The following is a 26,660-nucleotide window of genomic DNA, read 5'->3' on the forward strand; positions in this document are numbered from 1 at the left end:
ACCTCCGTCGGGTTCACTGGGAGCGTGGGCAACCAGGAGATGCGCGCTCAGGTCGCGGAGTCGTGGCAGCGCTCGGCCGCGGCCGGGGTGAGCGTGGACGCCCCCGAGGCGCCGATCACCCTCGACGCCGACGTCCTGCGCGACCACCGTGAGGCGCATCCGCTGGCCGCCGTCTTCCCGCTGCTCGACGACGTGCTCGGCCAGGCGGCGCGCGACTGCGATGCGGTGATGGCCGTCTCGGACGCCGCCGCCCAGCTGCTTTGGGTCTGCGGGCACCCGGCCGCGTTGCGCAAGGCCGAGCGGATCGGCTTCGTGGAGGGCGCGAACTGGGACGAGCGGTTCGCCGGCACCAACGCGCCGGGGACGGCGCTCACCCTGGACCAGCCGGTCAGCATCATCGGCTCGGAGCACTTCCGGCACTCGGTGCAGCGGTGGAGCTGCGCCGCCTCGCCGATCCACGACCCGCACAGCGGCGAGCTGCTGGGGGTCCTCGACATCACCGGTGGCGACCAGATCGTGGTGCCGCAGACGATGGCGATGGTGCGGGCCGCCGTCCGGATGGCGGAGACGGAGCTGGCCTACAACCGGCGAAGTGAGGCGGTCGGCCCGGTGGTGCCGCGGCGTGCGCTGCGGATCGAGGCGATGGGCCGGCACGAGGCCCTGCTGCACCTGGAGGATCGGTCCGGGCGCTCGGCCTCGCTGCGACTGAGCCCGCGGCACAGCGAGATCGTGCTGCTGCTGGCCGCGGCGCCGCGCGGGATGTCCGGCGACGAGCTGAACGCCCTGCTCTACGAGGAGGACAGCAACGCCTCGACCCTGCGTGCCGAGCTCAAGCGGCTGCGCAACCTGCTGGGCGAGGAGCTGTTGGCCTCGCGCCCGTACCGGCTCACGGCCGAGGTGGCCGGTGACTGGCTCGGGGTGGAGGCCCAGCTCGCGGCCGGCGACGTGGTCGGCGCGATGCGCAGCTACCGCGGTCCGGTGCTGCCGCGCTCGGTCGCGCCCGGGGTGGTGCGGTTGCGTGCCGGCGTGGAGGCCAGTGTGCGCAGCGCCGTCCTGCACGGCGGCCGGGCCGACCTGATGTCGGCCTGGACCCGCTCCTCGTGGGGTGCCGACGACTACGAGATGTGGCTCGCCCAACGCGACGCCGTCGGCGCGACCTCTCCACTGCTGCCGCTGATCGCCGGCCAGCTGGCCCGCCTCGACCGCGAGCTCACCTAGCCCGAACTTGCGCTTGTTAACCCCCGAACTTGCGCTCGTCCGCGCCGCGAACCGATGCAACGGGGATGCAACGTTGCTGTTTCTAGCGTGTGAGGCACGTCACTGCCGACGCCGACGAGGCGCTCGGCGCCACCACGTTGGGAGATCGAGCATGACCGTCTACGCAGCGCCTGGCACCGCGGACTCGAACATCAAGGTCGAGAGCCGCTACGGCCACTTCATCGGGGGCCAGTGGGTCGACCCGGTCAAGGGTCAGTACTTCGAGAACATCTCGCCGGTCAACGGCAAGCCGTTCACCGAGATCGCTCGCGGCACCGCCGAGGACATCGAAGCCGCCCTCGACGCCGCCCACGCCGCCGCTGACGCCTGGGGCCGCACCTCGACCACCGAGCGGTCGAACATCCTGCTCAAGATCGCCGACCGGATGGAGGCGAACCTGGCCGACCTGGCGGTGATCGAGACCTGGGACAACGGCAAGGCGGTCCGCGAGACCCTGAACGCCGACCTGCCGCTCGCGATCGACCACTTCCGCTACTTCGCGGGCGCCCTGCGCGCCCAGGAGGGCGGGATCAGCGAGATCGACGAGACCACGATCGCCTACCACTTCCACGAGCCGCTCGGCGTCGTCGGCCAGATCATCCCGTGGAACTTCCCGATCCTGATGGCGGTCTGGAAGCTGGCGCCCGCGCTCGCCGCCGGCAACTGCGTGGTGCTCAAGCCGGCCGAGCAGACCCCGTGGTCGATCCTGAAGATGTTCGAGCTCGTCGGCGACCTGCTCCCGGCCGGCGTGGTCAACATCGTGAACGGCTTCGGCGTCGAGGCGGGCAAGCCGCTGGCCTCCAACCCGCGGATCTCGAAGATCGCCTTCACGGGTGAGACCACCACCGGACGCCTGATCATGCAGTACGCCAGCGAGAACATCATTCCGGTCACCCTGGAGCTGGGCGGCAAGTCGCCGAACATCTTCTTCGACAACGTCGCCGCCGAGCGGGACGCCTTCTACGACAAGGCTCTCGAGGGATTCACCATGTTCGCGCTCAACCAGGGCGAGGTCTGCACCTGCCCGTCGCGCGCCCTCGTCCAGCGGTCCATGTACGACCAGTTCATCCCGGACGCGATCGAGCGGGTCAAGGCGATCAAGCAGGGCAACCCGCTCGACGACACCACGATGATGGGCGCCCAGGCCTCCAACGACCAGCTCGAGAAGATCCTGTCCTACCTCGACATCGGCAAGCAGGAGGGCGCCAAGGTGCTCACCGGCGGCGAGCGGTTGGTTCTCGACGGGGACCTCGCCGAGGGCTACTACGTGCAGCCGACGGTCTTCGAGGGCGACAACGCGATGCGGATCTTCCAGGAGGAGATCTTCGGGCCCGTCGTCTCGCTGACCTCCTTCGACGACGAGGCCGATGCGCTCAAGATCGCCAACGACACGCTCTACGGCCTCGGCGCCGGCGTCTGGAGCCGTGACGGCGCGCAGGCGTTCCGAGCAGGCAAGGCGATCCAGGCCGGCCGGGTCTGGACCAACTGCTACCACGCCTACCCCGCGCACGCGGCGTTCGGCGGCTACAAGCAGTCCGGCATCGGTCGCGAGAACCACAAGATGATGCTCGACCACTACCAGCAGACCAAGAACCTGCTCGTCTCCTACAGCCCGGACAAGCTCGGGTTCTTCTGATGACCGGCGGCTCGCAAGCGGGGCAGACCCCCGCCGTCGAGCGGGTCGCTGTCAGCGACCAGGCGGCGGAGATGATCCGCCGCCTGGTCGGCCAGCACGGGCCGGTGATGTTCCACCAGTCCGGCGGGTGCTGCGACGGCAGCTCGCCGATGTGCTACCCGGACGGCGAGTTCAAGACCGGCGCCGCCGACGTCCACCTGGGCGACCTCGACGTCGGGCTGGAGCGCACGGTCCCGGTCTGGATGTCAGCGGCTCAGTTCGAGTACTGGAAGCACACCCACCTGACCATCGACGTGGTCAAGGGCCGCGGTGCGGGCTTCTCGCTGGAGGCACCCGAAGGGGTGCGCTTCCTGATCCGCTCGCGGCTGTTCACCGACGAGGAGGCGGCGCTACTCGGCTGATCCGCGGCCGGGCGCTCGTGGCGAACTACCCCCGGCGGCGCGCGACCAGCGCTGCCACCAGCCGCCAGCCGAGCAGGAAGAAGCCGGTGAAGCAGGTCGCGACCACGATGAAGGAGAAGGCGGTGCCGTCCCCGGTCGCCTGGCGCAGCAGCATGCCGCCGGCCACCGCCGTCACCCAGACCACCACGCCGGAGCCGAGTGCGCCCGGCGGGCGACGTAACGCGAGCACGATCAGATGCCCGGCCAGCGCGCCGGCCAGGAACGGCCAGGCGGTGTCGAAGACGCCGAGGACCGGGTTGCCGCTGTCGTGCTCACGGCGTCCGACGGCGGCGAAGACCAGCAGCACCAGCGCGTCGGCGATCAGCGCGACGGGGTAGCGGATCGGACGCGACGGGGCAGAAGCAGTGCTCACCCGACCATTGTCCCCATCGCCGGGCATCCCACCGTCCCGGGACGTCGTCGAGACGGCGTCAGGACGGCGCACCCGCTTGCGGGCAACGCATGACGGCGCGCGGAGCCGCTGGCAGGATGGCGCCATGACTGAGGCTGAGCTCGTCCACTACCGCACCGTCGACGCCGTCGCGACGATCACCTTCGACTCGCCGCACAACCGCAATGCGCTCTCCCGCCAGCTGGTCAGCGAGCTGTACCGCGGTCTCGATGCGGCCGAGGCGGACGCCGCCGTCCGGGTGATCGTGATCCGCGCCGAGGGCCGGACCTTCTGCTCCGGCGCCGACCTCTCCGAGGCGTCGTCGGGCGGAATGGAGCAGGGCGCGCTGGGGATCGTCGACCTGCAGCGCCGGATCGTCACCTGCCCGAAGCCGGTGGTCACCCGCCTGCACGGGGCGGTGCGGGCCGGCGGCATCGGCATCGTCGCCGCCTCCGACGTCGCGATCAGCGCGGACGACGCCAGCTACGCCTTCACCGAGGTGAAGCTCGCGCTCACCCCGGCCGCGATCTCGCTGACCGTGCTGCCGCGGATGACCGACCGGGCCGCAGCGCTCACCTTCCTGACCGGTGAGACCTTCGACGGTGCCGCGGCGGCCGCGATGGGCCTGGTCACCAAGGCGGTCCCCGAGGCCGAGCTGGATGCCGAGGTCGACGCCGTCTGCGCGGCCCTGGCCACCGGCGCGCCGCAGGGCCTGCGCGAGACGAAGCTGCTGTTGGGGCGTCACCTGGTGCGCAACATCGACGAGCACGGTGGCGACCTGGCCAAGCTGTCGGCGCGGCTTTTCGGCTCCGACGAGGCCCGCGAGGCGATGACCGCCTTCCTGACACGCCGCTCAATGTGACCTCAGCGCGCAGATTGCGCGCTGAGATGCGCGCTGAGGTCACATTGAGCGGTGCGTACGCTGGTCGGCATGACGTCGGAGCAAGAGAGCTCGCGCTGGGCGGACGCCGCCACCGTGATCGGCACCTTCGTCGGCGTGCTCTGGCTGTTGGAGATGATCGACCAGATCGCGAACAACCGGCTCGACGGCCTGGGCATCGAGCCGCGCGAGGCCGACGGCCTGTGGGGGATCCTCTTCGCGCCGCTGCTGCACAGCGGCTGGGGGCACCTCGCGGCGAACACCCTCCCGCTGCTGATCCTGGGCTTCCTGATCCTGATGTCGGGGATCACCGTGTGGGCCAGGGCGACCGCGATCATCTGGGTGGTCGGCGGCGTCGGCACCTGGCTGACAGGCGGGGAGAACACGCTGCACCTGGGTGCGTCGGTGCTGATCTTCGGCTGGCTGGTCTTCCTGATCATGCGCGGCTTCTTCAACCGCAGCGTCGGGCAGATCCTGATCGGCCTGGTCGTGCTCGCGATCTACGGCAGCATCCTGTGGGGCGTCTTCCCGGGCACCCCGGGCGTCTCCTGGCAGGGCCACCTGTTCGGCGCGATCGGCGGCGGGCTGGCCGCCTTCTGGATGGCCGAGCGCGGCCCGCGGGTTCCAGCAACCGTCTGAATGGCGACGTTGGCGTCGCACGGGGTGGGTGACCTCGGTAAAGTTGATCGTTCCTGTCACCTGGAGATGAGGACCTGCAGTGCCCGAGGTCGAGCCCAACGCCCCCACTGACGCCGACGCCGTCGCGCAGCGTGAGATCGCTGCCGAGCAGAGCTTCGTGGACCGGGTCTACACCCAGCTCGACTCGTCCACCCGCAACGCCCAGGAGCTCGCCCGCGAGGGTCACGAGCGAGGCCAGCTCGGCCACGAGGGCGGCCTCGTCGAGCGCGACGCGATGGTCTTCCAGGCGGCCAAGCGGATCGCCCAGCTCGACGCCGCGCACGAGGGCCTGGTCTTCGGCCGCCTCGACCTGCGCGGCGACGTCGACCCGGAGCCGCGCTACATCGGCCGGATCGGCCTGCGCGACGAGAACCGCGACTCCCTCCTGATCGACTGGCGCGCCCCGGCTGCTGCGGTCTTCTACCAGGCGACCGCCGCCACCCCGCACGACGTGGTGCGCCGCCGGGTCCTGCGGGCCGCGGCCCGCACCGTGATCGGCGTCGAGGACGAGCTCCTCGACCCGGACGCCGACAACGCGGCCGACCTGCCGATCGTCGGCGAGGGCGCCCTGATGGCGCAGCTCTCGCGGGCCCGCGACCGCTCCATGCACTCGATCGTGGCGACCATCCAGGCCGAGCAGGACCAGGCGATCCGTGCCCCCTCGCGCGGCGTGGTCTCCATCTCCGGCGGCCCCGGCACCGGCAAGACGGTGGTCGCGCTGCACCGCGCCGCCTACCTGCTCTACACCGACCGCCGGCGCTATGAGAGCGGCGGCGTGCTGATCGTCGGCCCGTCGGGCGTCTTCATGCGCTACATCGAGCGGGTGCTGCCCAGCCTCGGTGAGACGGCGGTGGCGCTGCGCTCGCTCGGCGAGGTGGTGGACGGGGTCCGCGCGACCCGGCACGACGAGCCGCGGGTCGCCGACGTCAAGGGTGCCGCGCGGATGGCCGAGGTGGTGCGCCGCGCCGCCCGCCAGGCGGTGCCCGGCGGGCCGCGGGAGTTCCAGATCTTCTACCGCGACGACGTGCTGCGGCTCGACCGTCAGCTGCTCGGCCGGCTGCGCCGTCAGCTGCTCAGCCAGGGCAAGCGCAACAAGCAGATCCCGCGGGTGGCCTCGACGCTGATCGACGCGCTGTGGCGCCAGGTGCGCAGCGAGCGCGGGCGCGAGCGTGGCAAAGAGGAGTTCACTGCCGAGATGCTCGGCAACGACGTCTTCGTGGAGTTCGCGCTGCGCTGGTGGCCGCCGCTGGAGGCGAGCCAGGTGATGGCCTGGCTGCGTGACGCCGACTTCCTGGCGCGCGTGGGCGACGGCGTCATCGACCAGCAGGAGCAGGCACTGTTGCACAAGTCGTGGCAGCACGACGGCCTCTCCATCGAGGACATCCCGCTCCTCGACGAGGCCCGCTATGCGCTGGGCGACCTGCCGGAGAAGAACGCGGCGGAGGGCGACGAGTACTCCGACCACGTCGGCGGCAACATCCAGGAGCTCACCACCGCGTCGGATCGCGAGTTCGCGACCGGGCCGGGCTGGCGTCCGCCGACGAACCGGATCGAGGACGACCCGTTCGCGCACGTGCTGATCGACGAGGCGCAGGACCTCACCCCGATGCAGTGGCGGATGGTCGGGCGGCGCGGGCGGACGGCGTCGTGGACGATCGTCGGCGACCCGGCGCAGTCGTCGTGGCCGGTCGCTGCCGAGGCGGACGAGGCGCGGGCCGAAGCCCTTGCCGGCAAGGAGATCCACGCCTTCCACCTGTCCACCAACTACCGCAACTCGTCGGAGATCTACGCCTACGCGGCGGCCTACGCGCAGCGGGTCGGCCTGGATGCGGACCTGCCGACGGCGGTCCGCTCGACCGGCGTCGACCCGGTCGTGCACAGCGGGGTCGGCGACATCGAGGCGGCGGTGCGTGCCGAGGTGCAGCGGCTGGCCGCCGAGGTCGGTGGCACGGTCGGCATCGTGGTCCCGGTCTCGCGCCGTGCCGAGGTGAACGGCTGGCTGGCCTCCTGGCCCGAGTTCGCCGAGGAGGCGCGTGGTGCGGTGAACCCCGGCGACGTGCCCAGTGGCGAGGACCGGATCGTGGTGCTCACCGGCCTGGACACCAAGGGCCTGGAGTTCGACGGCATCGTCGTCGTCGAGCCTCAGGAGATCGAGGACGAGTCCGCAACCGGGCGGGCGACGTTGTACGTGGTGCTGACCCGCGCGACCCAGCTGCTGTCCCTCGTCTCCATGTGACCTCAGCGCGCACTTTCCGACGGGATGCGCGCGCTGTGCTCACATTGAGCGGGAGATGTCCCTAGGCTCAGCGGCATGAGCAACCAGCCTCCCTACCCGCCGCAGGACCCGAACCCGGGTCAGCAGCCGCCGAACTGGGGTCAACAGCCTCCGCCGAACGGCCCCGGATGGGGTGCTCCGCCCCCGCCTCCGCCCCCGGGCTGGGGCGGGCCGCCGAGCGGTCCGCCCGGTTGGGGGCAGCCGCCCTACGGCGGTGCGCCCGGCCCGGCGAGCTACAGCGCGACCGCAGCGATCGGCTACGGCTGGAAGGCGTTCACCACCTTCACCGGACCGCTGATCGTGGCGGGCATCCTGGCGCTGGTGGTGCCGGGCATCGTCCAGGGCATCGGCTCCGTGATCACCGGCGGCTCGGTCTTCGAGGCGAGCGGCTCGACCGACGGCGGCAGCTTCGCCTTCGACTTCAACCCGCTGGCACTGGTCTTCAACATCGCCTCGGCGGTGCTGACCATGATCCTGTCCGCCGGTGCGATCCGGATCGCCTTCGACGTCGTCGACGGCCGGCAACCGTCGTTGTCGACGATGTTCGACCGGATCAACTTCGGGCAGCTGATCATCGCCTCGATCGTGCTCGGCGCGCTCACCACCCTCGGCCTGATGCTCTGCATCCTGCCCGGCGTGGCGGTGATGTTCCTGACCTACCTGACGACGTACTTCATCATCGGCAAGGAGCAGGACGCGATCACCGCGATCAAGTCGAGCGTCTCGCTCACCGCGGCGAACTTCGGCGCGGTGCTGCTCTTCGCGCTGCTCGCGGTCGGCGTCTCGGTGCTGGGCGTCCTGGCCTGCTGCGTCGGCATCGTGGTGGCCTACCCGATCACCGTGGTCGGCACGGCGTACACCTTCCGGGTGCTGCAGTCGGAGCCGGTCGCTCCGCTCGCCGGCTCCTGACCAAGCGCCGAGGGCGCACAAATGGCAAGCGAGAGAACGATCTCGTCTGCTACTTGTGCGCCCTCGGGGACCATTTGTGCGCTCTCGGGCGCTATTCCTGAGCCCTCGGATCAGTGGGCGACACCGTAGAGGCGGTCGCCGGCGTCGCCGAGGCCCGGCACGATGTAGCCGAGCTCGTTGAGCCGCTCGTCGAGGGCGGCGGTGACGATGGTGACCGGCACGTCGATGTCGGCCAGCTCCTGCTCGAGGCGGGCCACGCCCTCGGGGGCGACCAGCAGACAGATCGCGGTGATGTGGTCGGCGCCGCGGTCCACCAGGAACCGGATCGCGGCGGCCAGGGTGCCGCCGGTGGCGAGCATCGGGTCCAGCACGTAGCACTGGCGGCCGGAGAGGTCGTCGGGCAGCCGCTCGGCGTAGGTGGAGGCCTCCAGGGTCTCCTCGTTGCGGATCATGCCCAGGAAGCCGACCTCGGCGGTCGGCAGCAGCCGGACCATGCCGTCGAGCATGCCCAGGCCGGCCCGCAGGATCGGCACGACCAGCGGCTTCGGGGAGGCCAGCTTGATGCCGCTGGTGGACGCGACCGGGGTCTCGATCGAGACCTCGTCGACGCGGACGTCGCGGGTCGCCTCGTAGGCCAGCAGCGTGACCAGCTCGTCGGTCAGACGGCGGAAGGTCGGGCTGTCGGTGGACTTGTCGCGGAGCGTGGTGAGCTTGTGGGCCACCAGCGGGTGGTCAACGACGTGGGTGCGCATGGCTTCAAACCTAGCCGAGGTTGGGCTTGGAACTGCTACCAACCTCTGCCAGTCTGGATCACAGGTCCGCGCGGTCCAGGGAGGCACCATGGTTGGCTTGACCAGCGTCGAGTTCGCACTGGCTGCTTTCCACCGCGACGGCGAGTGGCAGGTCGAGCAGCTGACCGAGTCGGTGCTCGTGGACGTCGAGACGCTGGCGGCGGGCCTGCACCGGTTCCCCGCGGACGGCGGCGCGCTGGCACTGATCGGGCTCGACGAGGACGCGTTCCTGGTGGTGCGCACCTCGGTGGCGCAGACCCGGCTCCTGCTCTCCGACATCACCACCGCCGACGAGTGGGAGCTGGCCCGCACCGCGGTGGAGCACCTCGGCCTGCCCTTCCCCGAGGACGACGACGAGGAGGCACCGGCCGGTGACCTCACCCTGTTGAGCGACCTCGGGGTCGACGCCGACACGCTCGCGCAGTTGGTGGACGAGGACCGCTACGCCGACGAGGTGCTCTCGGAGGTGGCGGCGCTGCTGGGGTTCGGTGCGGCCTTCGACCGTGCCGTCGGGTTGACTTCCTCCTGATGAGTCGAGAGTTCGAGCCCGCGATGCGTCTTGCCCTGGCCGAGGGCGAGGCTGCCCGGGCGACCGGGGACGTGCCGATCGGCGCGGTGGTGCTGGACGCCGATGGCGCGGTGATCGGTCGCGGTCGCAACACCCGTGAGGCCGACGCCGACCCGACCGGGCATGCCGAGGTGGTGGCGCTGCGCGAGGCCGCACGCACCCGTGGCGAGTGGCGGCTCTCGGGCTGCACGCTGGTGGTCACGCTCGAGCCCTGCACGATGTGCGCCGGCGCGATCGTGCTGTCGCGGGTGGAACGCCTGGTCTTCGGCGCGTTCGACGAGAAGGCGGGGGCCGTCGCCTCGTTGTGGGACGTCGTCCGCGATCGGCGGTTGAACCACCGCCCGGAGGTGGTCGCCGGCGTCCTGCAGGCCGAGGCCCAGCGGTTGCTGCTCGACTTCTTCGACGGGCACCGCTGACTCGACCTGTGGCGTCCGTGGGCGAGCCCCCGATTTCAAGTGCGGGCCGTCGTCCGGTAGATTCTTCCGCGGTGCCGTGTCCGAGCGGCCTAAGGAGAACGCCTCGAAAGCGTTTGTGGGTGCAAGTCCACCGAGGGTTCAAATCCCTCCGGCACCGCCAGCAGAGAACCCGCCTGGGAGACCAGGCGGGTTCTCTCGTTTTCGGCCCGTTGGTTGAGCCTGTCGCGACCCGGGCTCACCCTGGTCGCTTCGGTCCGAACCGCCGCTTCAGGTCGATGCGGATGGCGATGATCGTGCAGACGGCCGCGGTCGCAACAAAGGTGCAGAACGCCCAGAACAGGCCCTCGAAGATGAGTACATGGCAGTCGCTGGCATCCTCAGGGCAGGTGCCTTCGACGCGCATGAAAACCAACCAGGGCAGCCCGATCAGCGCAAGGGCGTAGCAGATCCGTCGGAGCACGGTCTCGATCCGTCGCTGCTCGGCGGCGAGCAACGCGTCGTCGTCGATCATGCAGCCTCCTTGGACGGGGGAAGGCACACGCTAGTAGAGGAGGCGGCTCCCCGCCGCAGAATGCGTTCCCGCTCCGCGTCGGCTCCGGTGCTGCGATGATCCGAGCATCCGAGGTCAGAAGGAAGTGACGTGATGGAGCGCAGTCTGGTGCGGTGGTCGATCCTGGTGGGAGTCGGCATCGCGGTGCTGGTGCTGATGAACGTGGTCGCGGAGGTGGTGCGGCCTGAGGCCGCTGCCGACGTCGCGGACAGCAGCGACGGCGATGTGGCGGGCCTCTACGCCTACCACGTCATCCCGACCGCGGCAGTGCTGCTGGCGTTCGGCCTGATCGTGGCCGGTTGGGGTGCGCGGTGGGCGACCGCAACCCGCCCGGCCCGCTCAATGTGACCTCAGGGCGGCTTTCAGGGCTGTAACCGGACGCTGAGGTCACATTGAGCGTGGGGACGACGGACCCCGTGGGGCTCGGGGTCCGTCGTCAGTGCGTCCGCCGCGTTCGAACTGTGGGGAACGGCGCGAGGCGACGGACGGATCGGGGGACGGGGCGCTCAGGCCTCGTCGGCGACGCGGCGAAGCTCGCGGCGCAGCAGCTTGCCGGTGGGGGTGCGGGGCAGCGTCTCGCTGAACTCCAGGACCCGCGGGCACTTCACCTTGGCGAGCCGCTCGCGGGTGAACGCGATCAGCTCCTCGGCCAGTGCCTCGCTCGGCTCGATGCCGGGCTTGAGCTGGACCACGGCGCGCACCTCCTGGCCGTACTCCGGGTGGGAGGCGCCGAAGACTCCGGCGTCGAGGACCAGCGGGTGCTCGAGCAGCAGGTTCTCGGCCTCCTGCGGGTAGACGTTGACGCCGCCGACCAGGATCAGGTCCTCACGCCGGTCGCTGAGGAACAGGTAGCCCTCGTCGTCGAGGTAGCCGATGTCGCCCACGGTCCGCCAGCCCTGCTCGTTGCGGGTGCCGGCGGTCTTCTCGGGCGAGTTGAGGTACTCGAAGTCGAGCCCACCCTCCGACCAGATGATGCCGGGCACGCCGGCGGGCAGCTCGTTGCCGCTCTCGTCGAGGATGTGCGGGGTGCCGAGGATCGCGCGGCCCACCGAGCCCGGCTTGCGCAGCGCCTCCTCGGAGCGGATCAGCGTCATCAGGATGGCCTCGGTGGAGGAGTAGAACTCATCCACGATCGGACCCATCCATTCGATCATCGCGCGCTTCACCGCCGGCGGGCAGGGTGCGGCGGCGTGGATCACGGCCTTGAGACTGGAGACGTCCGCCCGGTCGCGCTCCTCGGCGGGCAGGTTGAGCATCCGGACGAACATGGTCGGCACCATCTGGGTGTGCGTCACCTGGTGCTTCTCGATCAGCCGCAGCGCCTCGGCGGCGTCGAACTTCGCCATCACCACGACGGTGCCGCCGAAGCGCTGCACCGTCATCGAGGTGCGCATCGGCGCTGCGTGGTACAGCGGCGCGGGGGAGAGGTAGATGCTCTCCTCGTTGAAGTCCCAGGTCGCCTGGAGGAACGGCCCGGTGCCGCTCGCGGTGCCCAGCGGCAGATTGTCGAGGCGAGCCGCAACGCCCTTGGGGCGTCCGGTGGTGCCCGACGAGTAGAGCAGGTCCACGCCCTCGCTCTCCGGGCCGGTCGGCGTGGTCGGCTGCTCGGCGATCAGCGGGCGCAGGTCTGCGAAGCCTTCGCCGGCACCGTCGATCCCGTACGCGGGGATCGGTGACGACGACGCCGCGAGTGCCGCGGTGACGACGGCGTCGTAGCGCTGCGCGGTGATCAGCAGCTTGGCGCCGCTGTCGCGCAGGATGTACTCGATCTCCGCGGCGGTGAGCCGGTCGGAGATCGCGGTGTAGCGCAGGCCGGAGCGCTGGCAGGCCCAGGCCGCCTCGAGGATGCCGACTGCGTTGGGGAGCAGCAGCGCGACGACGTCGCCCGGCCCGACGTCCTGCGCCCGGATGAAGTTCGCGATCTGGATCGATGCGTCGGTCAGCTCGCGGTAGGTGACCACCTGGTCGCCGAGGATGTACGCGGCCTTCTCCGGGGTCCGGGCAGCATGGTCGTCGATGAAGCTCATAACGGCCAGTATGTATAACGCTCGCTATAAATGGAAGACCCTGGGGCCGATCAGATCGCGGGCCTGGGGGTGAACTAGTTCAGGTCGACGAACTCCACCAGGGCGACGGCGAAGCGTGCGTAGTCGTCGGCGAACTGCTGGGGAGACTTCGGGCCGTCGGGCCGGTACCAGCTCACGATGTTGCGGCCCAGGCTGACCACGGCGCGGGCCGCCTCGACCGGGTCGGGGGTGGCGAACCGACCCTGGTCCGCGCCGTGCTGGATGACCGCGCGGAAGAGGTTCTCCTGCTCGTCGCGAAGGGCCACGACCTTGGTCCGCCCTTCGTCGTCGAGGCTGCGGATCTCGGTGGCGCCGATGGTCGCCTTCGCCTGCTCGCGGATGTGGAAGGCGACCCAGGCCCGCATGATCGCGCTGAGCTGATCCTCCGGTTTCTCGCCTGCGCCAAGGACTGCGGCGCGGGTCTCCTGCATCACCTCGGAGAGCAGGGCGACCATGATCTCCTGCAGGATCTCCTGCTTCGAGGCGAAGTGGTAGTAGATCGAGGCGACGGTGATGTCGGCCTCTCGGGCGATGTCGCGGATCGACGCTCCGTGGTACCCCACGCGGTAGAACAACGTCGTTGCCGCATTGAGGATCACGCTGCGTCCTCCGCGAGCCTGCTTGGCCACCTGTGGGTCCTCCTGTGTCTGGATCAGGCACGACTCTAGTTGCATCTGCGCGCCGACGGGTGCCCTTGCTCCACTCCCGGACCTCTCGAGGGGGTGTCTCCCCACCCCGTTCGACGGCTGCTTCGGGGTGCTCTGAGCAGGCTTTCGACCCAAGAAAATATTTTTAACGAGCGTTCGGTATTGTTTTTCCTGTGACCTGCGTCCTAAGGTGAGGCCGATCACGCTCGCTTGGGGTGTGGATGAATGAGGAGTTCGGCATGAAGAAGCTCGCGATTGTCGCGTTGGCCACCGCCGCCCTGGCCCTGTCGGCCTGTGGCGGATCGAGCGAAGGTGGCTCGTCGGATGGCACCGTGCGGATCGGTGTCGTCGGTCCTGAGACCGGCCCGGCGCCGCAGTACTACACCGACCTGATCCGTCCGGCGGAGCTCGCAGTCGCGCAGCTCGCTGAGAAGTACGACCTCAAGGTCGAGCTGGTCGAGGTCGACGACCAGGGCACCCCCGACGGCGCGTCGCGTGCGGTGCAGAAGCTGCTGAACGAGGAGAACGTCGACGCGATCCTCGGTCCGCCGCTGTCCGGCAACGCGCTCCAGGTGGCCGACGTCATCCAGCGCACCGGTCGCCCGTGGCTCTCCCCGGCCATCGCGCCGGAGATCATGGACGAGTCGCTCGAGCAGAACTGGCTCTTCCGCACCAACTACAACTCGGCCGACCTCAGTGAGGTCGTCGCCTCGCTGCTCTTCGCCGACGACGCCAAGGTCGGTGTCGTCCACTCGGCCGACGCCTACGGCCAGAGCGGCGTCGACTCGGTCAAGGCCGAGGCCAAGAAGCTCGGCAAGACGGTCGCCGCCGTCGAGGCGATCCAGCCCGGCGCCACCGACTTCAGCGCCGGCATCTCGCGCCTCAAGGCCGCCGGCGTCGACTCCGTCTTCCTCGCGATCACCGCGGGCGCCGACACCTCGACCGTCACCAAGACGATCGCGCAGCAGGGCCTCAAGCCCAAGCGCGTGGTCACCAACGCCACGATCATGGCCGACTTCGCCGAGCTGGCCGACCCGGGCCAGTGGGAGAACCTGGTCTTCGTCGACCCGCGCGACCTGGTCGGTGAGAACCTCGCCACCATCGCCAAGGACTACCAGGCGAAGTTCGACGAGGCGCCGATCCTGCCCACCAACGTGTACAGCGTGATGGCCGCCATCGACGCCTACCTGGCGGGCGTGGCCGAGGCCGGCGACGCCGGCGACTACGACGCCGTGCGCAAGGCGATGGAGGGCATCGCCTCCGTCTCCGTCGGCGCCGACACCATCGACGCTCCGTTCGCCGCCGGCGACCACGAGCTCTACGAGGCCGAGGACCCGTCCGCCTGGAACGTCTTCGGCTTCAACGACAAGGGCGACCTCGAGATGCGCGGCAACCTCGAAGAGTGCCTCTCGGGCACCTGCTGACGCCCAACGCACATCGCTAGAAACGGAAGGCAACAATGGACGCGATAGTGAGCGGACTGGTCCTCGGTGGCCTGTACGCCCTGGTGGCGCAAGGATTCGTCCTCACGTACGTCACATCACGGACGATCAACTTCGCCTCGGGTGAATTCCTCGCTATCGGCGCCTTCGTCGCCCTGGGGGTGGGGAGCTGGAGCTGGCTCCCCACCCCGGGCAAGGTGGCGGTCGGGGTCGTGGCGGCCGGCATCATCGGTGCCATCGCCTATCGGCTGCTGGTGGTCCCCTTCGCCCGCAGTGAGCACGACAGCCGCTGGCTGCTCAGCACCGTGGGCCTGTCCTACGTGCTGCTCAACCTGCTGACCCACGCCGAGGGCGCGAACCCGCAGAAGCTGCCGTTCGCCCGTGCCGAGGGCACCACCTCCCTGCTGGGGGTGGCGGTCAACAAGCAGCAGCTGTGGATCGCGCTGGTCGCGGTGCTGGTCACCGTCGCCCTCGTCCTCGGCTCGCGCTTCACCTCGGCGGGCGTGCTGATGCGTGCCACCGCCGAGGACCCGCAGGCGGTCTCGCTGATGGGCGTCTCCCCGCGCCGGGTCGGCGTGATGGCCTACGCCCTGGCCTCGGCGATCGCCGGTCTCGCGGGCATCCTGTGGGCGGCCGAGGTCGGCGCGACGCCGGGGCTCGGCGTGCACATCCTGGTGTCGGCCTTCGCGGTCGGCGTCATCGGCGGACTCACCTCCTTCTGGGGGCCCCTGGTCGGCGGCGCGCTCTTCGCCGTGGTCGTCCAGGTCGGCTCGTACCAGGTGGGTGCGCTGTGGGGTCAGGTCTTCGGCCTGCTCCTCGTGATCGTGGTCCTGGTCATCCGACCTGAGGGCCTGCTGGGTCGACGTATGGAGGCGAAGCTGTGATGGCGCGGCTGACCGAACTCGCAGCGACGGTGCGCAAGCGCCCCGCACTGCGCGATCTGCTCTGGGTCCTCGCCCTCGGCCTGATCGCCTTCTGGGCCTCGCGCCCAGCCATGTCGGGTGAGGGCATCACCCTTGCCGACAGCCAGATCCTCGGCTCCATCTGCGCGATCATGGTCGCGGCTGTGGGCCTCAACTTCCTGGTCGGTCATGCCCGCCTGGTCTCGCTGGGCCAGGGCGCGTTCTTCGCGATCGGCGCCTATGCCAGTGCCTGGCTGACCCTGGACGGCGGGTGGCACCCGCTGCTCGCGATGGTCGCCGCTCTCGTCATCGCGGGTGTCATCGGCGCCCTGCTGGCGATGGCCTCGATGCGCCTGCGCGGCCCGTCCTTCGCGATGATCACGCTCGTCGTCACGATCCTGGTCGAGCGGATCCTCGTCGAGTGGGCCCCGCTCGGCCGGCTCTCCGGCTACCCGAACACGCTCGACCACGGCAGCGGCCTGCTCGAGCCGATCAAGGTCTTCGGCATGGAGCTCGACCCGCCGCTCTTCGCCGGGATCCCTGCCGACGTCATCCTGGCGATCCTGATCGTCCTGGTGGTCGCGCTGTACGGCTACCGCAACGTGTCCCAGTCCTCGTGGGGTCGCTCGCTGCGCGCGATCGGCACGAGTGAGCACCTGGCCGCGCACCTCGGCGTCAACGTCTACGCCCGCAAGGTCGCCGCGATGGCGGTGGCCTCGGTCTACGGTGCCGTCGGCGGTGTCTTCTACGTGCAGGTCTTCGCTCACCTGCAGCCGGAGTCGTTCAACATCTACCTGTCGATCACGATCATCCTGGCCGTGATGCTGGGCGGTGCCGGGACGGTGCTCGGCCCGATCGTCGGCTCGATCGTGATCGTGCTGCTGCAGCAGACCGACGTCCTGCAGCCGCTGGTCACCGCGCAGAAGAACATCAGCGAGAGCTGGTACCTCTCCACCCCGGGCCTGATCGGCCTGCTGCTGATCCTCACCCTCGCCGTGCTGCCGCAAGGCCTGGTCGGCGGCGTGCAGGGCCTGGTGCACCGCTTCCGCCCGGCTGCGGTGAACGCCGACGTCGAGCCGGACGCCGGCGCCGCGGCCCCGACCGCGGAGGCTGCGGAGATGACCGAGCAGGAGGAGTCCCCTCGCGAGACCTCCGGCGAGGACGTCCTGCTCACCGTGCGCGGCGTGCGCCGGATGTTCGGCGGCCTGACCGCCGTCGACGGCGTCGACCTCACCGTCCGGGCCGGCCAGGTGCATGCGCTGATCGGGCCCAACGGAGCCGGCAAGACCACGCTGGCCAACCTGATCACCGGCGTGTACGCGCCCAACGAGGGCGAGATCGCCCTGCGTGGACAGCGGATCGACACCGCACCGACCTACCGGATCATCCGCTCCGGGATTGCCCGCACCTTCCAGACGCCGCTGCTCTTCGGTCACGAGACCGTCGAGGAGAACGTGCTCTCCGGCTTCGCGCACACCGGCACGCTGCCGTTCTGGAAGGCCTGGCTGAAGCTGCCGAGCGAGTACCGCCGCGACCGGGTGATGCGCGAGCGCACCGCCGAGCTGATGGAGCTGGTGGGCCTCAAGGGCTTCGAGCACCTCGAGGCCGGCAGCCTCTCCTACGGCAAGCAGCGGGCACTGGAGATCGCCCGCGCGCTGGCCAGCGACCCGAGCCTGCTGATCCTCGACGAGCCCGCTGCGGGCCTCAACACCGCGGAGACCGCCGAGCTCGGCCAGCTGATGCTGCGCCTGCGTGCCCGGGGGCTCGCGATGATCATCGTCGAGCACCACATGGAGCTCGTCACGATGGTCTCCGACGAGGTCACCTGCATGAACACCGGCTCGGTGCTCGCCCATGGCAAGCCTGCCGAGGTGCTCGCCGACCCGCACGTGGTCGAGGCCTACCTCGGCGTCTCCGCGGTCGCGGAGCCGGCCGGCGCACCGTTGGAGAGGACGGACAACGCATGAGTCTCATCGTCAACAACCTGGTCTCCGGCTACGGCCGCCTGCGCGTGCTGCAGGAGGTGTCGATGGAGATCGCACCGGGCACCGTGGCCTCGGTCGTCGGGGCCAACGGCGCCGGCAAGTCCACCCTGGCGCTCACCCTCAGCGGCCTGCTCCGCGCCACCTCCGGCACCATCGAGCTCGACGGCACGCCGATCCAGCGGATGGCACCGGAGAAGCGAGCCGGCCTCGGCCTGATCCACGTGCCCGAGGGGCGCCGGCTCTTCGGCGGGCTCACCGTCGCCGAGAACATCGCGATGGGCCGCCACGCAGTCGGCAGGCGCAAGGGCGACGACGTCGTCGAGAGCCTGCTGGACAGCTTCCCGGTGCTGCGCGAGCGGTGGGGACAGCGGGCCGGCCTGCTCTCGGGTGGCGAGCAGCAGATGGTCGCGCTGACCCGTGCTGCCGCCTCGCAACCGCGCTACCTGCTGCTCGACGAGCCGTCGCTCGGACTCAGCCCGCGGCTGAGCTTCGAGGTCTTCCGGCTGATCTCCATGATCACCGAGCAGACCGGTGCCGGCGTGCTGCTGATCGAGCAGCGGGTGGACGCCGCCCTGGAGCTGGCGACCGAGGCCCACGTGCTCGAGCACGGCGCCGTCGTCGCCTCCGGGCCCTCGCACGAGATCCGTTCCTCGGACGCCGTCCGCAAGGCGTATCTCGGCGCCTGATCGCACGCGCCGTCGTCTGACTCTCAACGCTCAGTTAGGACACCATGAACGACCTTCCCACGGCAGGGAGCGCCGACCAGCTCGCGCTCCCTGCCCTGCAGGACTATCTCCATGCCACGCTGCAGGAGCAGGGCCATGCCGGCCTGGCCGGCGACCTCGACGCCTCGCTGATCGCGGGTGGACGCAGCAACCCGACCTACCTGCTCAGCGACGGCACCCACGACTGGGTGCTCCGTCGCCCGCCGTACGGGCAGGTCTGGGCGAACGCCCACGACGTCGGCCGTGAGGCACGGGTGGTCTCGGCGCTGCGCGACACCCCGGTGCCGGTGCCCAACGTGGTCGCGCACTGCACCGACGAGGACGTCCTGGGGGCGCCGTTCTATGTGATGGACCGGATTCCCGGTCGCACCTTCCGCACCCACCAGGACACGGCCGAGCTGTCGGTGGAGCAGCGCGCCGCGCTCGCGGAGGCGATGGTGGAGACGCTGGTGCACCTGCACGAGATCGACCCGGCCGCGGTGGGCCTGGAGAACCTCGGTCGCCCTGACGGCTACCTGAAGCGACAGCTGGACCGCTGGGCCCGGCAGTGGGACGTCGTCAAGACGGCGCCCAACGACGGCGTCAGCGATCTGCTGCGGCTGCTCTACGACGGCCTGCCGGAGACCCGGCACACGGGGATCGTGCACGGTGACTACAAGATCGACAACGTGATGGTCGACCCGGACGCTCCGGGCCGCATCCTCGGCGTCCTGGACTGGGAGATGGCCACCGTCGGCGACACCATCGCCGACCTGGGCTTCCTGGTCAGCTTCTGGGACGAGCCGGGCCAGCCGTGGAACCCGATCTCCGCCGGTGCCACCGCGCACGAGGGGTTCTCCACGGCGAGCCACGTGGTGGAGCGCTACGCCGAGCGCCGTGGCATCGACGTCGAGGGCATCGAGTGGTACCTGGCCTTCTCCGACTTCAAGCTCGCGGTGATCTTGGAGCAGATCCACCACCGTCACCTCAAGGGCGAGACCACCGGCGAGGGCTTCGACGACATCGGCGCGATGGTGGCGCCGTTGCTCAGCCGCGCCCTGTTGCGCGCCGGCTGAGCGCTGTCCGCCACTTCGTTCCCTCATTCCTCAACCTCAGGAGCCCCCATGTCGCCTGATCTCTCCGGTCTCGTCGAAGCAGACCTGACCCTGTCCCCTCGTGCTCGTGACCTGCGCAAGACGCTGATCGAGTTCATGAACAACGAGGTCTTCCCGGCCGAGCACGCCTACCACGCGCACCGCAAGGCGAACGGGCCCGACGACCACACCGTGCCGCCGGTGGTCGAGGAGCTCAAGGTGAAGGCGAAGGAGCGCGGGCTGTGGAACCTCTTCCTGCCCGCGGTCTCCGGCATCTCCAACCTGGACTACTCGGCACTCGCCGAGATCACCGGTTGGAGCCTGGAGATCGCCCCGGAGGCCTTGAACTGCCAGGCGCCTGACACCGGCAACATGGAGCTGCTGCACCTGTTCGGCACGCCGGAGCAGAAGGAGCAGTACCTGCAGCCCCTGCTGGACGGAACGATCCGCTCCGCGTTCGCGATGACCGAGATCGCGGTCGCCTCCTCCGACGCGACGAACATCGAGACCAGCATCGTGCGCGACGGCGACGAGTACGTGATCAACGGTCGCAAGTGGTGGACCAGCGGTGCGGCCGACCCGCGCTGCAAGGTGCTGATCGTGATGGGCAAGACCGACCCCACGCTGGCGCGGCACCGCCAGCAGTCGATGATCCTGGTCCCGATCGAGACGCCGGGCGTGGAGATCGTGCGCGACGTCCCTGTCTTCGGCCGCCACGACCAGCACGGTCACTGCGAGGTGCTGTTCACCGACGTGCGGGTGCCGGCGACCAACCTGCTCGGTGGCGAGGGGGAGGGCTTCGCGCTGGCGCAGGCCCGCCTCGGCCCGGGCCGCATCCACCACTGCATGCGCGCACTGGGTGCCGCGGAGCGGGCGATGCAGCTGATGTCGCAGCGGGTGCAGAGCCGGATCGCGTTCGGCAAGCCCCTTGCTGAGCAGGGAATGGTGCAGCAGCAGATGGCTGAGTCGCGGCTCGCGATCGAGCAGGCACGACTGCTGTGCCAGTACACCTCGAAGGTGATCGACGAGCGTGGCAACAAGGCCGCGGCCCCGTATGTGTCGATGGCGAAGGTCTCGGTGCCGCGCGTGGCACTCGATGTCATCGACCGCGCGATCCAGGTTCACGGCGGTGCCGGCGTCAGCGACGACGTGCCGCTGACCGCGATGTACGGCTGGCACCGCGCGATGCGGATCTTCGACGGTCCGGACGAGGTGCACCTGCGCACGATCGCCAAGAACGAGCTGGGCCGGGTCGCCGAGCTGAGCCCGCTGGGGTCCGCATGAGGATCGGGATGCCGCTGAAGTACTCGGGCGGCATCGACGAGACCGTCGAGGGTCTGCGCGAGTTCGAGGACGCCGGGCTCGACATCGTGCTGCTGCCGGAGGCGTACACCTTCGACTCGGTCAGCCAGCTCGGCTATATCGCGGCGAAGACCAGCACCGTGCAGATCGCCACCAGCATCCTGAACATCTACTCGCGCACGCCCACCCTGCTGGCGATGACCGCCGCCGGCGTGGACTACGTGTCGGGTGGGCGGTTCGTTCTCGGCATCGGCTCGTCCGGCGTGCAGGTGGTGGAGGGCTTCCACGGCGTGAAGTTCGACGCGCCGCTGGGCCGGACCCGTGAGGTCGTCGACATCTGCCGGCAGGTGTGGAGCGGTCAGCGGGTGCAGCACGCGGGCAAGCACTATCAGGTGCCGCTGACGGAGGAGGCCGGCGGAACCGGTCTCGGCAAGCCGCTGAAGCTGATCAACACGCCGCTGCGCTCGCGGATCCCGATCGTGCTGGCCGCGCTCGGGCCGAAGAACGTCGCGCTCGCCGCCGAGCTCTGCGAGGGCTGGGAGCCGATCTTCTACCTGCCCGAGCGGGCCGGTGAGGTCTTCGGTGAGTCGCTCGACCAGGGCCGTGCCAAGCGTGCGCCGGAGCTGGGGGAGCTCGACGTCATGGTCGACACGCAGCTGCTGGTCAGTGAGGACGCCGACGAGCTGGCGGCCGGGATCGCCGAGGTCCGCGCACACCTCGCGCTCTACATCGGCGGGATGGGCGCCAAGGGGAAGAACTACTACTTCAACCTGGCGTCGCGCTACGGCTTCGAGGCCGAGGCGGAGCAGGTCCAGAAGCACTTCCTGGACGGCGACCGGGCGGCTGCCGCTGCCGCCGTCCCGGATGCGCTGGTGCACGGCGTGGCCCTGATCGGCGCACCCGGCCACGTCCGCGAGCGCGCCGCCGCCTTCGCCGAGGCCGGCGTGACCACCCTGAACGTGCGCCCGCTGGCCGGCGCCCACGCCCGCCAGGTGGAGGACATCAGGCGGCTCAAGGAGTACGTGGCCGGCTGATCCCCAGCCTCGCTCGACTGTGCCGTCGTCCGGTGCCACCTGCGGCACCGGACGACGGCACAGTCGTGTCGGGAGCGGCTACTCGCCGTCGTCGGTGCCGCGCGAGCGGCGTAGGGCGTGGCCCCGCTCGACGTCCTCGCGCTGCTTCTCGGCCACCTTCTCGGTGTTCCGGTCGTCGCGCAGGGGGAGCTGGATGCGCCGCTCGGCGGGGATCCCGGCCTGCAGCTCGCGGCCGCGCTCGAGCTCGGCGTCCAGCTCGGCGCCGAAGAGCAACGCGAGGTTCGTGATCCACAGCCAGAGCAGGAAGACGATGGCACCGGCCAGGGAGCCGTAGGTCTTGTCGTAGGACGAGAAGCCCGCGACGTAGAGACCGAAGCCGGCCGAGGCGAGTGCCCAGGTCACGATCGCCAGCACCGCACCCACACTGACCCAGCGGAACCGGGGCTGCTGCACGTTCGGCGTCACGTAGTAGAGCAGCGCCACGATCAGCACCACCACCGCCAGCATGACCGGCCACTTCGCGATGCTCCAGACGGTGATCGCCGCGTCGCCCAACCCGATCGCGTCCCCGACCGCCTCGGCTGCGGCACCGGTGACGACGAGGCCGAGGGCGACCAGCGCCACCAGCACCACCAGGACCAGCGTGAGCAGCAGCATCAGCGGCCGCAGCTTCCAGATCGGGCGCCCCTCGCCGACCTCGTAGATCCGGTTCATGCCGCGCGCGAAGGCTCCGACGTAGCCGGAGGCCGACCACAGGGCGACCACCAGTCCGAGGATCAACCCGAGCCCGGCGTTCGGGGTCTCGCTGAGCCGGGTCAGGATCGGCTCGACGGTGTCGGCAGCCGATCCGGCGCCCACGTCGTCGAGGATCTGGAGCAGGGTGTCGACGGTCCGTTGTCCCTGCCCGAACACGCCGACCAGGGAGAGCAACGCGATCATCGCCGGGAACGCCGCGAGCACTGCGTAGTAGGTGAGTGCGGCCGCGAGATCGGTGCACTGGTCCTTGGTGAACTCGCGCGCCGTCTTGCGCACCACGTAGAGCCACGAGTGCTTGGTCAGGTCGGTGGGTGAATCGGGCTTGCTCGCTGCGTCGGGCTCGACGTGCGCGCCCTTGGCCGGGCTCACGGCCGCGGCGGCGTCGTCCCGCTGGAGCCGGGCGCTGTCTCGCCGTGTCCGGTCATCCCGTGCACCTGCTCCTTGACCGCCTCCTGCACGTAGCTCGCGGCGTGGGTGGCCTTCTCACCCACCACGTCCTGAGCCTGGGAGGCCTTCTCGGCGACGACCGCCTGTGCGTGCGCGGCCTGCCGCTGAACCCGCGGGTTGTGCCACGCCCGCTGTGTCAGGTGCTTGATCTGCTCGTAGCGCTCACGACCGGCGCGTGCTCCGAGCACGTAGCCGACGCCTGCGCCTGCGAGGAATCCGAGCTTCCCCATCTCTGCCTCCTGAGATCGCACCGGCGTCCGCGACGCCGGTGATGATGTGGTCACCGGTCTTCGGTTCCCGCCCGCCGAGCTTCCATGCGGCTACCGCCGTCGGTGCAGCACCACGACGCCGACGATGCCCACGACCACGCCGACCGCAGCCGCGATCAGCCACGGCTCGGGACCGCCACGCTCGGTGGTGACGCGGTCGGCGAGCAGGTGCGCCTGCTCCTTGGCGGCATCGGCGGTGGCGTGGGCGCGCTCCGTCGCCCGCGCCTTGACGTCGAACTTGGCGGCCAACGCGTCGAGGGTCTCCGCCACGTCGGCGCGAGCCTGCTCGACGGCGTGCTCGGCGGCGGCGACGGACTCCGGTGTGGACTCGTGGTCACTCATCGGTGCAGTCCTCCCTTCACAGCGGCGACGTCCTGCTTCACGTTGTCGAGGGTCTCGGTGGGGGCGGGCGGTGCCGCCGCCTGGACCCGGCTCTTGCCGACCATGCCGACCACGGCCGCGATCGCCAGCAGGGCAACGCCGACGATGAGCGCCGCGAGCCAGGCGTCCATCACCAGGGCGAGGGCCAGCACGGCCGCAGCGAGCACGACGCCCACGCCGTACAGGGCGATCAGGCCGGCGCCGCTGAGCATGCCGGCGCCCACCCCGATCCCCTTCGCCTTTGTCGTCAGCTCCACCTGGGCGAGGCGCATCTCGCTGCGCACCAGCTCCCGCATCTCCTGCGAGGCCTGGACGAGCAGCTGCCCGGTCGTCGGCTCCTCGGCTCGGTGCGGTGCGGTATGGGGATCGTTCGCCATCGACTGCCTCCGTTCCAACAGCCCGCGTGCTCCGAGAACCGCCGCGGGTCTTCTGCGACGGTTCCCGGACCGGCGTGATTCATGCAGGCCGACGAGACGACGCGCTCAGCGCCGTCCGGTGCCGCGCGCGATCCTGGTGGAGAGCGTGTGCGCGGCGCGGAGCAGCAGGTCGCCCAGCTCAGCGTGGCGCTCCGGGGAGAAGCGGTGCTCGACGCCGGTCAGGGTGAGTGCCCACCGCGGTTGCTCGGCGACGTCGAAGACCACCGCTGCCATGCCCCAGCTGCCCTCGACGACCAAGCCCGGGTTCACCGCGTATCCGTGACGGCGGGTGGTCGCCACCCGCTCCAGCACGGCGTCGCGGCCATGCGCGGGCCCGAACTGCGTGGCCAGATCGACGGCGTCGAGGTAGTCGGCGATCTCACGGTCGTCGAGGTGGGCCAGGATCGCCAACCCGGCCGAGACCACGCCGAGCGGGAACCGCGCGCCCTCGTGCAGCACATGGCTGCGCAACGGGAAGGCGCCGTCCTCGGCGAGCAGACAAATCGTGTCGTTGCCGCGGCGCACCGAGAAGAACGCGCTCTCGCCGGTGGCCACCGCCAGCTCGCGCACGATCGGCAGCGCGTACTGCGTGACGTCGTGGCGACGGGCGGCCACGGCACCGAGCACGTACAGCTCGGAGCCGACCACCCAGCGGTCGCTGTCGGTCTCGCGCTCCACCATGCCGACCTCGCGCAGCGAGCCGAGGAGCCGGTGCACGGTGGGTCGAGGTAGCCCGATGGCCCGGGCGATCTGAGTGGTGTTCACGCCATCCGGCTCATGGGCGCCCACCTCGCGCAGCACCAGATGTACTCGTTCCACGACGCTTACGGGGGTGTCCACTGAATGAACGCTACAGCCTCGCAGTGGCCACGCACCGAGCAATCCCCGCCGCGTCGCCGTCCGGTCGTTGACCGTCACCGCTGCCCGGGAGTGCAATGGCGGCATGGACAAAGTCGTGGACTCGGCGCAGGCGGCGGTGGCAGACATCGGCAGCGGCGCGACCCTCTCGGTCGGCGGATTCGGACTCTGCGGAATTCCGTCGGTGCTGATCCAAGCCCTGCTGGAGCAGGGCGCGAGCGACCTCGAGGTCGCCTCCAACAACTGCGGCGTCGACGACTGGGGGCTCGGCCTGCTGCTCGGTCAGCGACGGATCCGCCGGATGATCTCCTCCTACGTCGGGGAGAACAAGGAGTTCGCGCGGCAGTACCTCTCCGGCGAGCTCGAGGTGGAGCTCACCCCGCAGGGCACGCTCGCCGAGCGGATGCGGGCCGGCGGCTCCGGCATCCCGGCGTTCTTCACCGCCACCGGCGTCGGCACCCAGGTCGCGGACGGCGGCCTGCCCTGGAAGTACGACGACGCCGGCAACGTGGAGATCGCCTCGCCGGCCAAGGAGGTGCGCCGCTTCGACGGTCGCGACTACGTGATGGAGCGGGCGATCGTGGCCGACTTCGGTCTGGTGCGGGCCTGGAAGGGCGACCGGCACGGCAACCTCGTCTACCGCGACTCGGCGCGCAACTTCAACCCGCTGGCCGCGATGTGTGGCCGGATCACCATCGCCGAGGTCGAGGAGCTGGTCGAGCCGGGTGAGCTCGACCCCAACGAGATCCACACCCCGGGCGTCTACGTGCACCGCGTCGTCCCGCTCACCCCGGAGCAGGCCGCCGAGAAGCGGATCGAGAAGCGCACCGTGCGCGAGGGAGGCAACTGAGATGGCCTGGACCCGTGAGCAGATGGCGGCCCGCGCTGCCGCCGAGCTGACCGACGGCAGCTACGTGAACCTCGGCATCGGCCTGCCGACCTTGGTGCCCAACTACGTCCCGGACGGCGTCGACCTGGTGCTTCAGTCCGAGAACGGCCTCCTGGGTGTCGGGCCGTACCCGACGGAGGACGCCGTCGACGCCGACCTGATCAATGCCGGCAAGGAGACCGTCACCCTCAACCGCGGTGCCTCGATCTTCGACTCTGCGACCTCCTTCGGGATGATCCGCGGCGGCAAGATCGATGCCGCGATCCTCGGTGCCATGCAGGTCTCGGTCCGCGGCGACATCGCGAACTGGATGATCCCCGGAAAGATGGTCAAGGGGATGGGCGGCGCGATGGACCTGGTGCACGGCGCCAAGAAGGTCGTCGTGCTGATGGAGCACGTGGCTCGCGACGGTGGCTTCAAGATCGTCGAGGAGTGCTCGCTGCCCTATACCGGCCTCGGCGTCGTCCAGCGGATCATCACCGACCTCGGCGTGATCGACGTGATCGACCCGGCCACCGGCACCTTCGCCGAGGCCGGAACCGCCGGCGACCGCGTGCTGCGGCTCGTCGAGCTGGCCCCCGGGGTCAGCGAGGCCGAGATCCGCGACAAGACCGAACCCCCGCTCCATGTGACCTGAGCGCGCTGTTCACCGCGATTTCGGAGCGCTCAGGTCGCAT

Annotated in this window: 29 protein-coding genes and 1 tRNA gene; 20 read left to right on the plus strand and 10 right to left on the minus strand. The window is 70.1% G+C overall.

Going from position 1 to position 26,660, the window contains the following annotated elements; genetic code table 11:
• The first annotated feature begins 24 nt into the window (after positions 1 to 24).
• From ABD151_RS10710 to ABD151_RS10720, 3 genes are all read left to right on the plus strand, one after another.
• Complete coding sequence (locus ABD151_RS10710; protein ID WP_343994124.1) at positions 25 to 1,218, plus strand: GAF domain-containing protein; 1,194 nt, start codon at positions 25 to 27, stop codon at positions 1,216 to 1,218.
• 151 nt (positions 1,219 to 1,369) lie between these two features.
• Positions 1,370 to 2,893, plus strand: a complete 1,524-nt coding sequence (gene adh / locus ABD151_RS10715; RefSeq protein WP_343994126.1) for an aldehyde dehydrogenase — start codon at positions 1,370 to 1,372, stop codon at positions 2,891 to 2,893.
• On the plus strand, positions 2,893 to 3,294 hold the full coding sequence (locus ABD151_RS10720) for a DUF779 domain-containing protein (RefSeq protein ID WP_343994128.1): 402 nt from the start codon (positions 2,893 to 2,895) through the stop codon (positions 3,292 to 3,294). Before adh ends, ABD151_RS10720 begins: the two co-directional genes overlap by 1 nt.
• A 25-nt stretch (positions 3,295 to 3,319) precedes the next feature.
• On the opposite strand, the gene ABD151_RS10725 is transcribed toward ABD151_RS10720, so the two are convergent.
• On the minus strand, positions 3,320 to 3,706 hold the full coding sequence (locus tag ABD151_RS10725; protein WP_343994130.1) for a DUF3054 domain-containing protein: 387 nt from the start codon (positions 3,704 to 3,706) through the stop codon (positions 3,320 to 3,322).
• Positions 3,707 to 3,830: 124 nt separating this feature from the next.
• Here ABD151_RS10725 and ABD151_RS10730 point away from each other — a divergent pair, with 124 nt between their 5' ends.
• The 4 genes from ABD151_RS10730 (at position 3,831) to ABD151_RS10745 (ending at position 8,466) form a co-directional block, all read left to right on the plus strand.
• Complete coding sequence (locus tag ABD151_RS10730) at positions 3,831 to 4,586, plus strand: enoyl-CoA hydratase family protein (protein ID WP_343994132.1); 756 nt, start codon at positions 3,831 to 3,833, stop codon at positions 4,584 to 4,586.
• Between the two features lie 69 nt (positions 4,587 to 4,655).
• A complete protein-coding gene (locus ABD151_RS10735; RefSeq protein WP_343994134.1) occupies positions 4,656 to 5,243 on the plus strand; it encodes a rhomboid family intramembrane serine protease in 588 nt (195 codons plus the stop codon).
• Positions 5,244 to 5,322: 79 nt separating this feature from the next.
• Positions 5,323 to 7,518 (plus strand): HelD family protein, encoded by a 2,196-nt coding sequence (locus ABD151_RS10740; protein ID WP_343994136.1) that lies wholly within the window; start codon positions 5,323 to 5,325, stop codon positions 7,516 to 7,518.
• 75 nt (positions 7,519 to 7,593) lie between these two features.
• Positions 7,594 to 8,466: a hypothetical protein gene (locus ABD151_RS10745; RefSeq protein WP_343994138.1), complete on the plus strand. Its 873-nt coding sequence runs from the start codon at positions 7,594 to 7,596 to the stop codon at positions 8,464 to 8,466.
• A gap of 110 nt (positions 8,467 to 8,576) precedes the next feature.
• On the opposite strand, the gene upp is transcribed toward ABD151_RS10745, so the two are convergent.
• Positions 8,577 to 9,218: a uracil phosphoribosyltransferase gene (gene upp / locus ABD151_RS10750; RefSeq protein WP_343994140.1), complete on the minus strand. Its 642-nt coding sequence runs from the start codon at positions 9,216 to 9,218 to the stop codon at positions 8,577 to 8,579.
• Between the two features lie 97 nt (positions 9,219 to 9,315).
• On the opposite strand from upp, the gene ABD151_RS10755 reads away from it, so the two are divergent.
• The 3 genes from ABD151_RS10755 to ABD151_RS10765 all read left to right on the plus strand — a co-directional run bounded on the left by ABD151_RS10755 (position 9,316) and on the right by ABD151_RS10765 (position 10,401).
• Positions 9,316 to 9,786: a tRNA adenosine deaminase-associated protein gene (locus ABD151_RS10755; RefSeq protein ID WP_343994142.1), complete on the plus strand. Its 471-nt coding sequence runs from the start codon at positions 9,316 to 9,318 to the stop codon at positions 9,784 to 9,786.
• Between the two features lie 23 nt (positions 9,787 to 9,809).
• On the plus strand, positions 9,810 to 10,241 hold the full coding sequence (locus ABD151_RS10760; RefSeq protein ID WP_343994228.1) for a nucleoside deaminase: 432 nt from the start codon (positions 9,810 to 9,812) through the stop codon (positions 10,239 to 10,241).
• Between the two features lie 70 nt (positions 10,242 to 10,311).
• Positions 10,312 to 10,401 (plus strand) — tRNA-Ser (locus ABD151_RS10765).
• Between the two features lie 75 nt (positions 10,402 to 10,476).
• On the opposite strand, the gene ABD151_RS10770 is transcribed toward ABD151_RS10765, so the two are convergent.
• A complete protein-coding gene (locus tag ABD151_RS10770) occupies positions 10,477 to 10,752 on the minus strand; it encodes a hypothetical protein (protein ID WP_343994144.1) in 276 nt (91 codons plus the stop codon).
• A 132-nt stretch (positions 10,753 to 10,884) separates the two neighbouring features.
• Here ABD151_RS10770 and ABD151_RS10775 point away from each other — a divergent pair, with 132 nt between their 5' ends.
• Positions 10,885 to 11,139, plus strand: a complete 255-nt coding sequence (locus tag ABD151_RS10775) for a hypothetical protein (RefSeq protein ID WP_343994146.1) — start codon at positions 10,885 to 10,887, stop codon at positions 11,137 to 11,139.
• Positions 11,140 to 11,297: 158 nt separating this feature from the next.
• Here ABD151_RS10775 and ABD151_RS10780 read toward each other — a convergent pair whose 3' ends face one another.
• Together ABD151_RS10780 and ABD151_RS10785 are read right to left on the minus strand one after the other, a co-directional pair.
• The gene (locus ABD151_RS10780; RefSeq protein ID WP_343994148.1) at positions 11,298 to 12,818 is read right to left on the minus strand and encodes an AMP-binding protein; all 1,521 of its coding nucleotides are present in this window, start codon (positions 12,816 to 12,818) and stop codon (positions 11,298 to 11,300) included.
• 74 nt (positions 12,819 to 12,892) lie between these two features.
• Entirely contained in the window at positions 12,893 to 13,486 is a 594-nt protein-coding gene (locus ABD151_RS10785; RefSeq protein WP_343994150.1) for a TetR-type transcription factor C-terminal domain-containing protein, read from the minus strand.
• Between the two features lie 257 nt (positions 13,487 to 13,743).
• Between ABD151_RS10785 and ABD151_RS10790 the strand changes: the two genes are divergently transcribed.
• From ABD151_RS10790 to ABD151_RS10820, 7 genes are read left to right on the plus strand one after another with little or no spacing between them, the layout of a single operon-like run.
• On the plus strand, positions 13,744 to 14,928 hold the full coding sequence (locus tag ABD151_RS10790) for an ABC transporter substrate-binding protein (RefSeq protein ID WP_343994152.1): 1,185 nt from the start codon (positions 13,744 to 13,746) through the stop codon (positions 14,926 to 14,928).
• 35 nt (positions 14,929 to 14,963) lie between these two features.
• Complete coding sequence (locus ABD151_RS10795; RefSeq protein ID WP_343994154.1) at positions 14,964 to 15,830, plus strand: branched-chain amino acid ABC transporter permease; 867 nt, start codon at positions 14,964 to 14,966, stop codon at positions 15,828 to 15,830.
• Positions 15,830 to 17,815 (plus strand): branched-chain amino acid ABC transporter ATP-binding protein/permease, encoded by a 1,986-nt coding sequence (locus ABD151_RS10800; RefSeq protein WP_343994156.1) that lies wholly within the window; start codon positions 15,830 to 15,832, stop codon positions 17,813 to 17,815. Before ABD151_RS10795 ends, ABD151_RS10800 begins: the two co-directional genes overlap by 1 nt.
• Positions 17,812 to 18,519 carry an ABC transporter ATP-binding protein gene (locus ABD151_RS10805; RefSeq protein WP_343994158.1) on the plus strand — a complete coding sequence of 236 codons (708 nt, stop codon included), beginning with the start codon at positions 17,812 to 17,814 and terminating at the stop codon, positions 18,517 to 18,519. Before ABD151_RS10800 ends, ABD151_RS10805 begins: the two co-directional genes overlap by 4 nt.
• Before the next feature lie 44 nt (positions 18,520 to 18,563).
• Entirely contained in the window at positions 18,564 to 19,613 is a 1,050-nt protein-coding gene (locus ABD151_RS10810; protein WP_343994160.1) for a phosphotransferase family protein, read from the plus strand.
• A 48-nt stretch (positions 19,614 to 19,661) separates the two neighbouring features.
• Positions 19,662 to 20,915: an acyl-CoA dehydrogenase family protein gene (locus ABD151_RS10815; protein ID WP_343994162.1), complete on the plus strand. Its 1,254-nt coding sequence runs from the start codon at positions 19,662 to 19,664 to the stop codon at positions 20,913 to 20,915.
• Positions 20,916 to 20,923: 8 nt separating this feature from the next.
• Positions 20,924 to 21,967 (plus strand): LLM class F420-dependent oxidoreductase, encoded by a 1,044-nt coding sequence (locus ABD151_RS10820; protein ID WP_343994164.1) that lies wholly within the window; start codon positions 20,924 to 20,926, stop codon positions 21,965 to 21,967.
• Positions 21,968 to 22,045: 78 nt separating this feature from the next.
• On the opposite strand, the gene ABD151_RS10825 is transcribed toward ABD151_RS10820, so the two are convergent.
• From ABD151_RS10825 to ABD151_RS10845, 5 genes are all read right to left on the minus strand, one after another.
• Positions 22,046 to 23,092, minus strand: a complete 1,047-nt coding sequence (locus ABD151_RS10825; protein WP_343994166.1) for a YihY/virulence factor BrkB family protein — start codon at positions 23,090 to 23,092, stop codon at positions 22,046 to 22,048.
• Positions 23,089 to 23,400 (minus strand): YtxH domain-containing protein, encoded by a 312-nt coding sequence (locus ABD151_RS10830; protein ID WP_343994168.1) that lies wholly within the window; start codon positions 23,398 to 23,400, stop codon positions 23,089 to 23,091. The genes ABD151_RS10825 and ABD151_RS10830 overlap by 4 nt, the downstream gene beginning before the upstream one ends.
• A 90-nt stretch (positions 23,401 to 23,490) precedes the next feature.
• Positions 23,491 to 23,781 carry a DUF3618 domain-containing protein gene (locus tag ABD151_RS10835; RefSeq protein WP_343994170.1) on the minus strand — a complete coding sequence of 97 codons (291 nt, stop codon included), beginning with the start codon at positions 23,779 to 23,781 and terminating at the stop codon, positions 23,491 to 23,493.
• A complete protein-coding gene (locus ABD151_RS10840) occupies positions 23,778 to 24,197 on the minus strand; it encodes a phage holin family protein (RefSeq protein ID WP_343994172.1) in 420 nt (139 codons plus the stop codon). Before ABD151_RS10840 ends, ABD151_RS10835 begins: the two co-directional genes overlap by 4 nt.
• Before the next feature lie 105 nt (positions 24,198 to 24,302).
• Positions 24,303 to 25,055, minus strand: a complete 753-nt coding sequence (locus tag ABD151_RS10845) for an IclR family transcriptional regulator (RefSeq protein WP_343994174.1) — start codon at positions 25,053 to 25,055, stop codon at positions 24,303 to 24,305.
• Positions 25,056 to 25,179: 124 nt separating this feature from the next.
• Here ABD151_RS10845 and ABD151_RS10850 point away from each other — a divergent pair, with 124 nt between their 5' ends.
• Together ABD151_RS10850 and ABD151_RS10855 are read left to right on the plus strand one after the other, a co-directional pair.
• A complete protein-coding gene (locus ABD151_RS10850) occupies positions 25,180 to 25,944 on the plus strand; it encodes a CoA transferase subunit A (protein WP_343994176.1) in 765 nt (254 codons plus the stop codon).
• A 1-nt stretch (position 25,945) separates the two neighbouring features.
• Positions 25,946 to 26,620 (plus strand): 3-oxoacid CoA-transferase subunit B, encoded by a 675-nt coding sequence (locus tag ABD151_RS10855; RefSeq protein ID WP_343994178.1) that lies wholly within the window; start codon positions 25,946 to 25,948, stop codon positions 26,618 to 26,620.
• The last annotated feature ends 40 nt before the right edge of the window (positions 26,621 to 26,660 follow it).

The organism is Nocardioides dubius (genome assembly GCF_039528155.1).
Taxonomy (GTDB): Bacteria; Actinomycetota; Actinomycetes; order Propionibacteriales; family Nocardioidaceae; genus Nocardioides; species Nocardioides dubius.

Excerpts from the sequence above, each read along its gene's own strand:
- adh (WP_343994126.1), top strand. The coding sequence starts at position 1,370 with ATGACCGTCTACGCAGCGCCTGGCACCGCGGACTCGAACATCAAGGTC.
- ABD151_RS10720 (WP_343994128.1), top strand. The coding sequence starts at position 2,893 with ATGACCGGCGGCTCGCAAGCGGGGCAGACCCCCGCCGTCGAGCGGGTC.
- ABD151_RS10730 (WP_343994132.1), top strand. The coding sequence starts at position 3,831 with ATGACTGAGGCTGAGCTCGTCCACTACCGCACCGTCGACGCCGTCGCG.
- ABD151_RS10735 (WP_343994134.1), top strand. The coding sequence starts at position 4,656 with ATGACGTCGGAGCAAGAGAGCTCGCGCTGGGCGGACGCCGCCACCGTG.
- ABD151_RS10745 (WP_343994138.1), top strand. The coding sequence starts at position 7,594 with ATGAGCAACCAGCCTCCCTACCCGCCGCAGGACCCGAACCCGGGTCAG.
- upp (WP_343994140.1), bottom strand. The coding sequence starts at position 9,218 with ATGCGCACCCACGTCGTTGACCACCCGCTGGTGGCCCACAAGCTCACC.
- ABD151_RS10760 (WP_343994228.1), top strand. The coding sequence starts at position 9,810 with ATGCGTCTTGCCCTGGCCGAGGGCGAGGCTGCCCGGGCGACCGGGGAC.
- ABD151_RS10770 (WP_343994144.1), bottom strand. The coding sequence starts at position 10,752 with ATGATCGACGACGACGCGTTGCTCGCCGCCGAGCAGCGACGGATCGAG.
- ABD151_RS10775 (WP_343994146.1), top strand. The coding sequence starts at position 10,885 with ATGGAGCGCAGTCTGGTGCGGTGGTCGATCCTGGTGGGAGTCGGCATC.
- ABD151_RS10780 (WP_343994148.1), bottom strand. The coding sequence starts at position 12,818 with ATGAGCTTCATCGACGACCATGCTGCCCGGACCCCGGAGAAGGCCGCG.
- ABD151_RS10790 (WP_343994152.1), top strand. The coding sequence starts at position 13,744 with ATGAAGAAGCTCGCGATTGTCGCGTTGGCCACCGCCGCCCTGGCCCTG.
- ABD151_RS10795 (WP_343994154.1), top strand. The coding sequence starts at position 14,964 with ATGGACGCGATAGTGAGCGGACTGGTCCTCGGTGGCCTGTACGCCCTG.
- ABD151_RS10800 (WP_343994156.1), top strand. The coding sequence starts at position 15,830 with ATGGCGCGGCTGACCGAACTCGCAGCGACGGTGCGCAAGCGCCCCGCA.
- ABD151_RS10805 (WP_343994158.1), top strand. The coding sequence starts at position 17,812 with ATGAGTCTCATCGTCAACAACCTGGTCTCCGGCTACGGCCGCCTGCGC.
- ABD151_RS10810 (WP_343994160.1), top strand. The coding sequence starts at position 18,564 with ATGAACGACCTTCCCACGGCAGGGAGCGCCGACCAGCTCGCGCTCCCT.
- ABD151_RS10815 (WP_343994162.1), top strand. The coding sequence starts at position 19,662 with ATGTCGCCTGATCTCTCCGGTCTCGTCGAAGCAGACCTGACCCTGTCC.
- ABD151_RS10820 (WP_343994164.1), top strand. The coding sequence starts at position 20,924 with ATGCCGCTGAAGTACTCGGGCGGCATCGACGAGACCGTCGAGGGTCTG.
- ABD151_RS10830 (WP_343994168.1), bottom strand. The coding sequence starts at position 23,400 with ATGGGGAAGCTCGGATTCCTCGCAGGCGCAGGCGTCGGCTACGTGCTC.
- ABD151_RS10835 (WP_343994170.1), bottom strand. The coding sequence starts at position 23,781 with ATGAGTGACCACGAGTCCACACCGGAGTCCGTCGCCGCCGCCGAGCAC.
- ABD151_RS10840 (WP_343994172.1), bottom strand. The coding sequence starts at position 24,197 with ATGGCGAACGATCCCCATACCGCACCGCACCGAGCCGAGGAGCCGACG.
- ABD151_RS10850 (WP_343994176.1), top strand. The coding sequence starts at position 25,180 with ATGGACAAAGTCGTGGACTCGGCGCAGGCGGCGGTGGCAGACATCGGC.
- ABD151_RS10855 (WP_343994178.1), top strand. The coding sequence starts at position 25,946 with ATGGCCTGGACCCGTGAGCAGATGGCGGCCCGCGCTGCCGCCGAGCTG.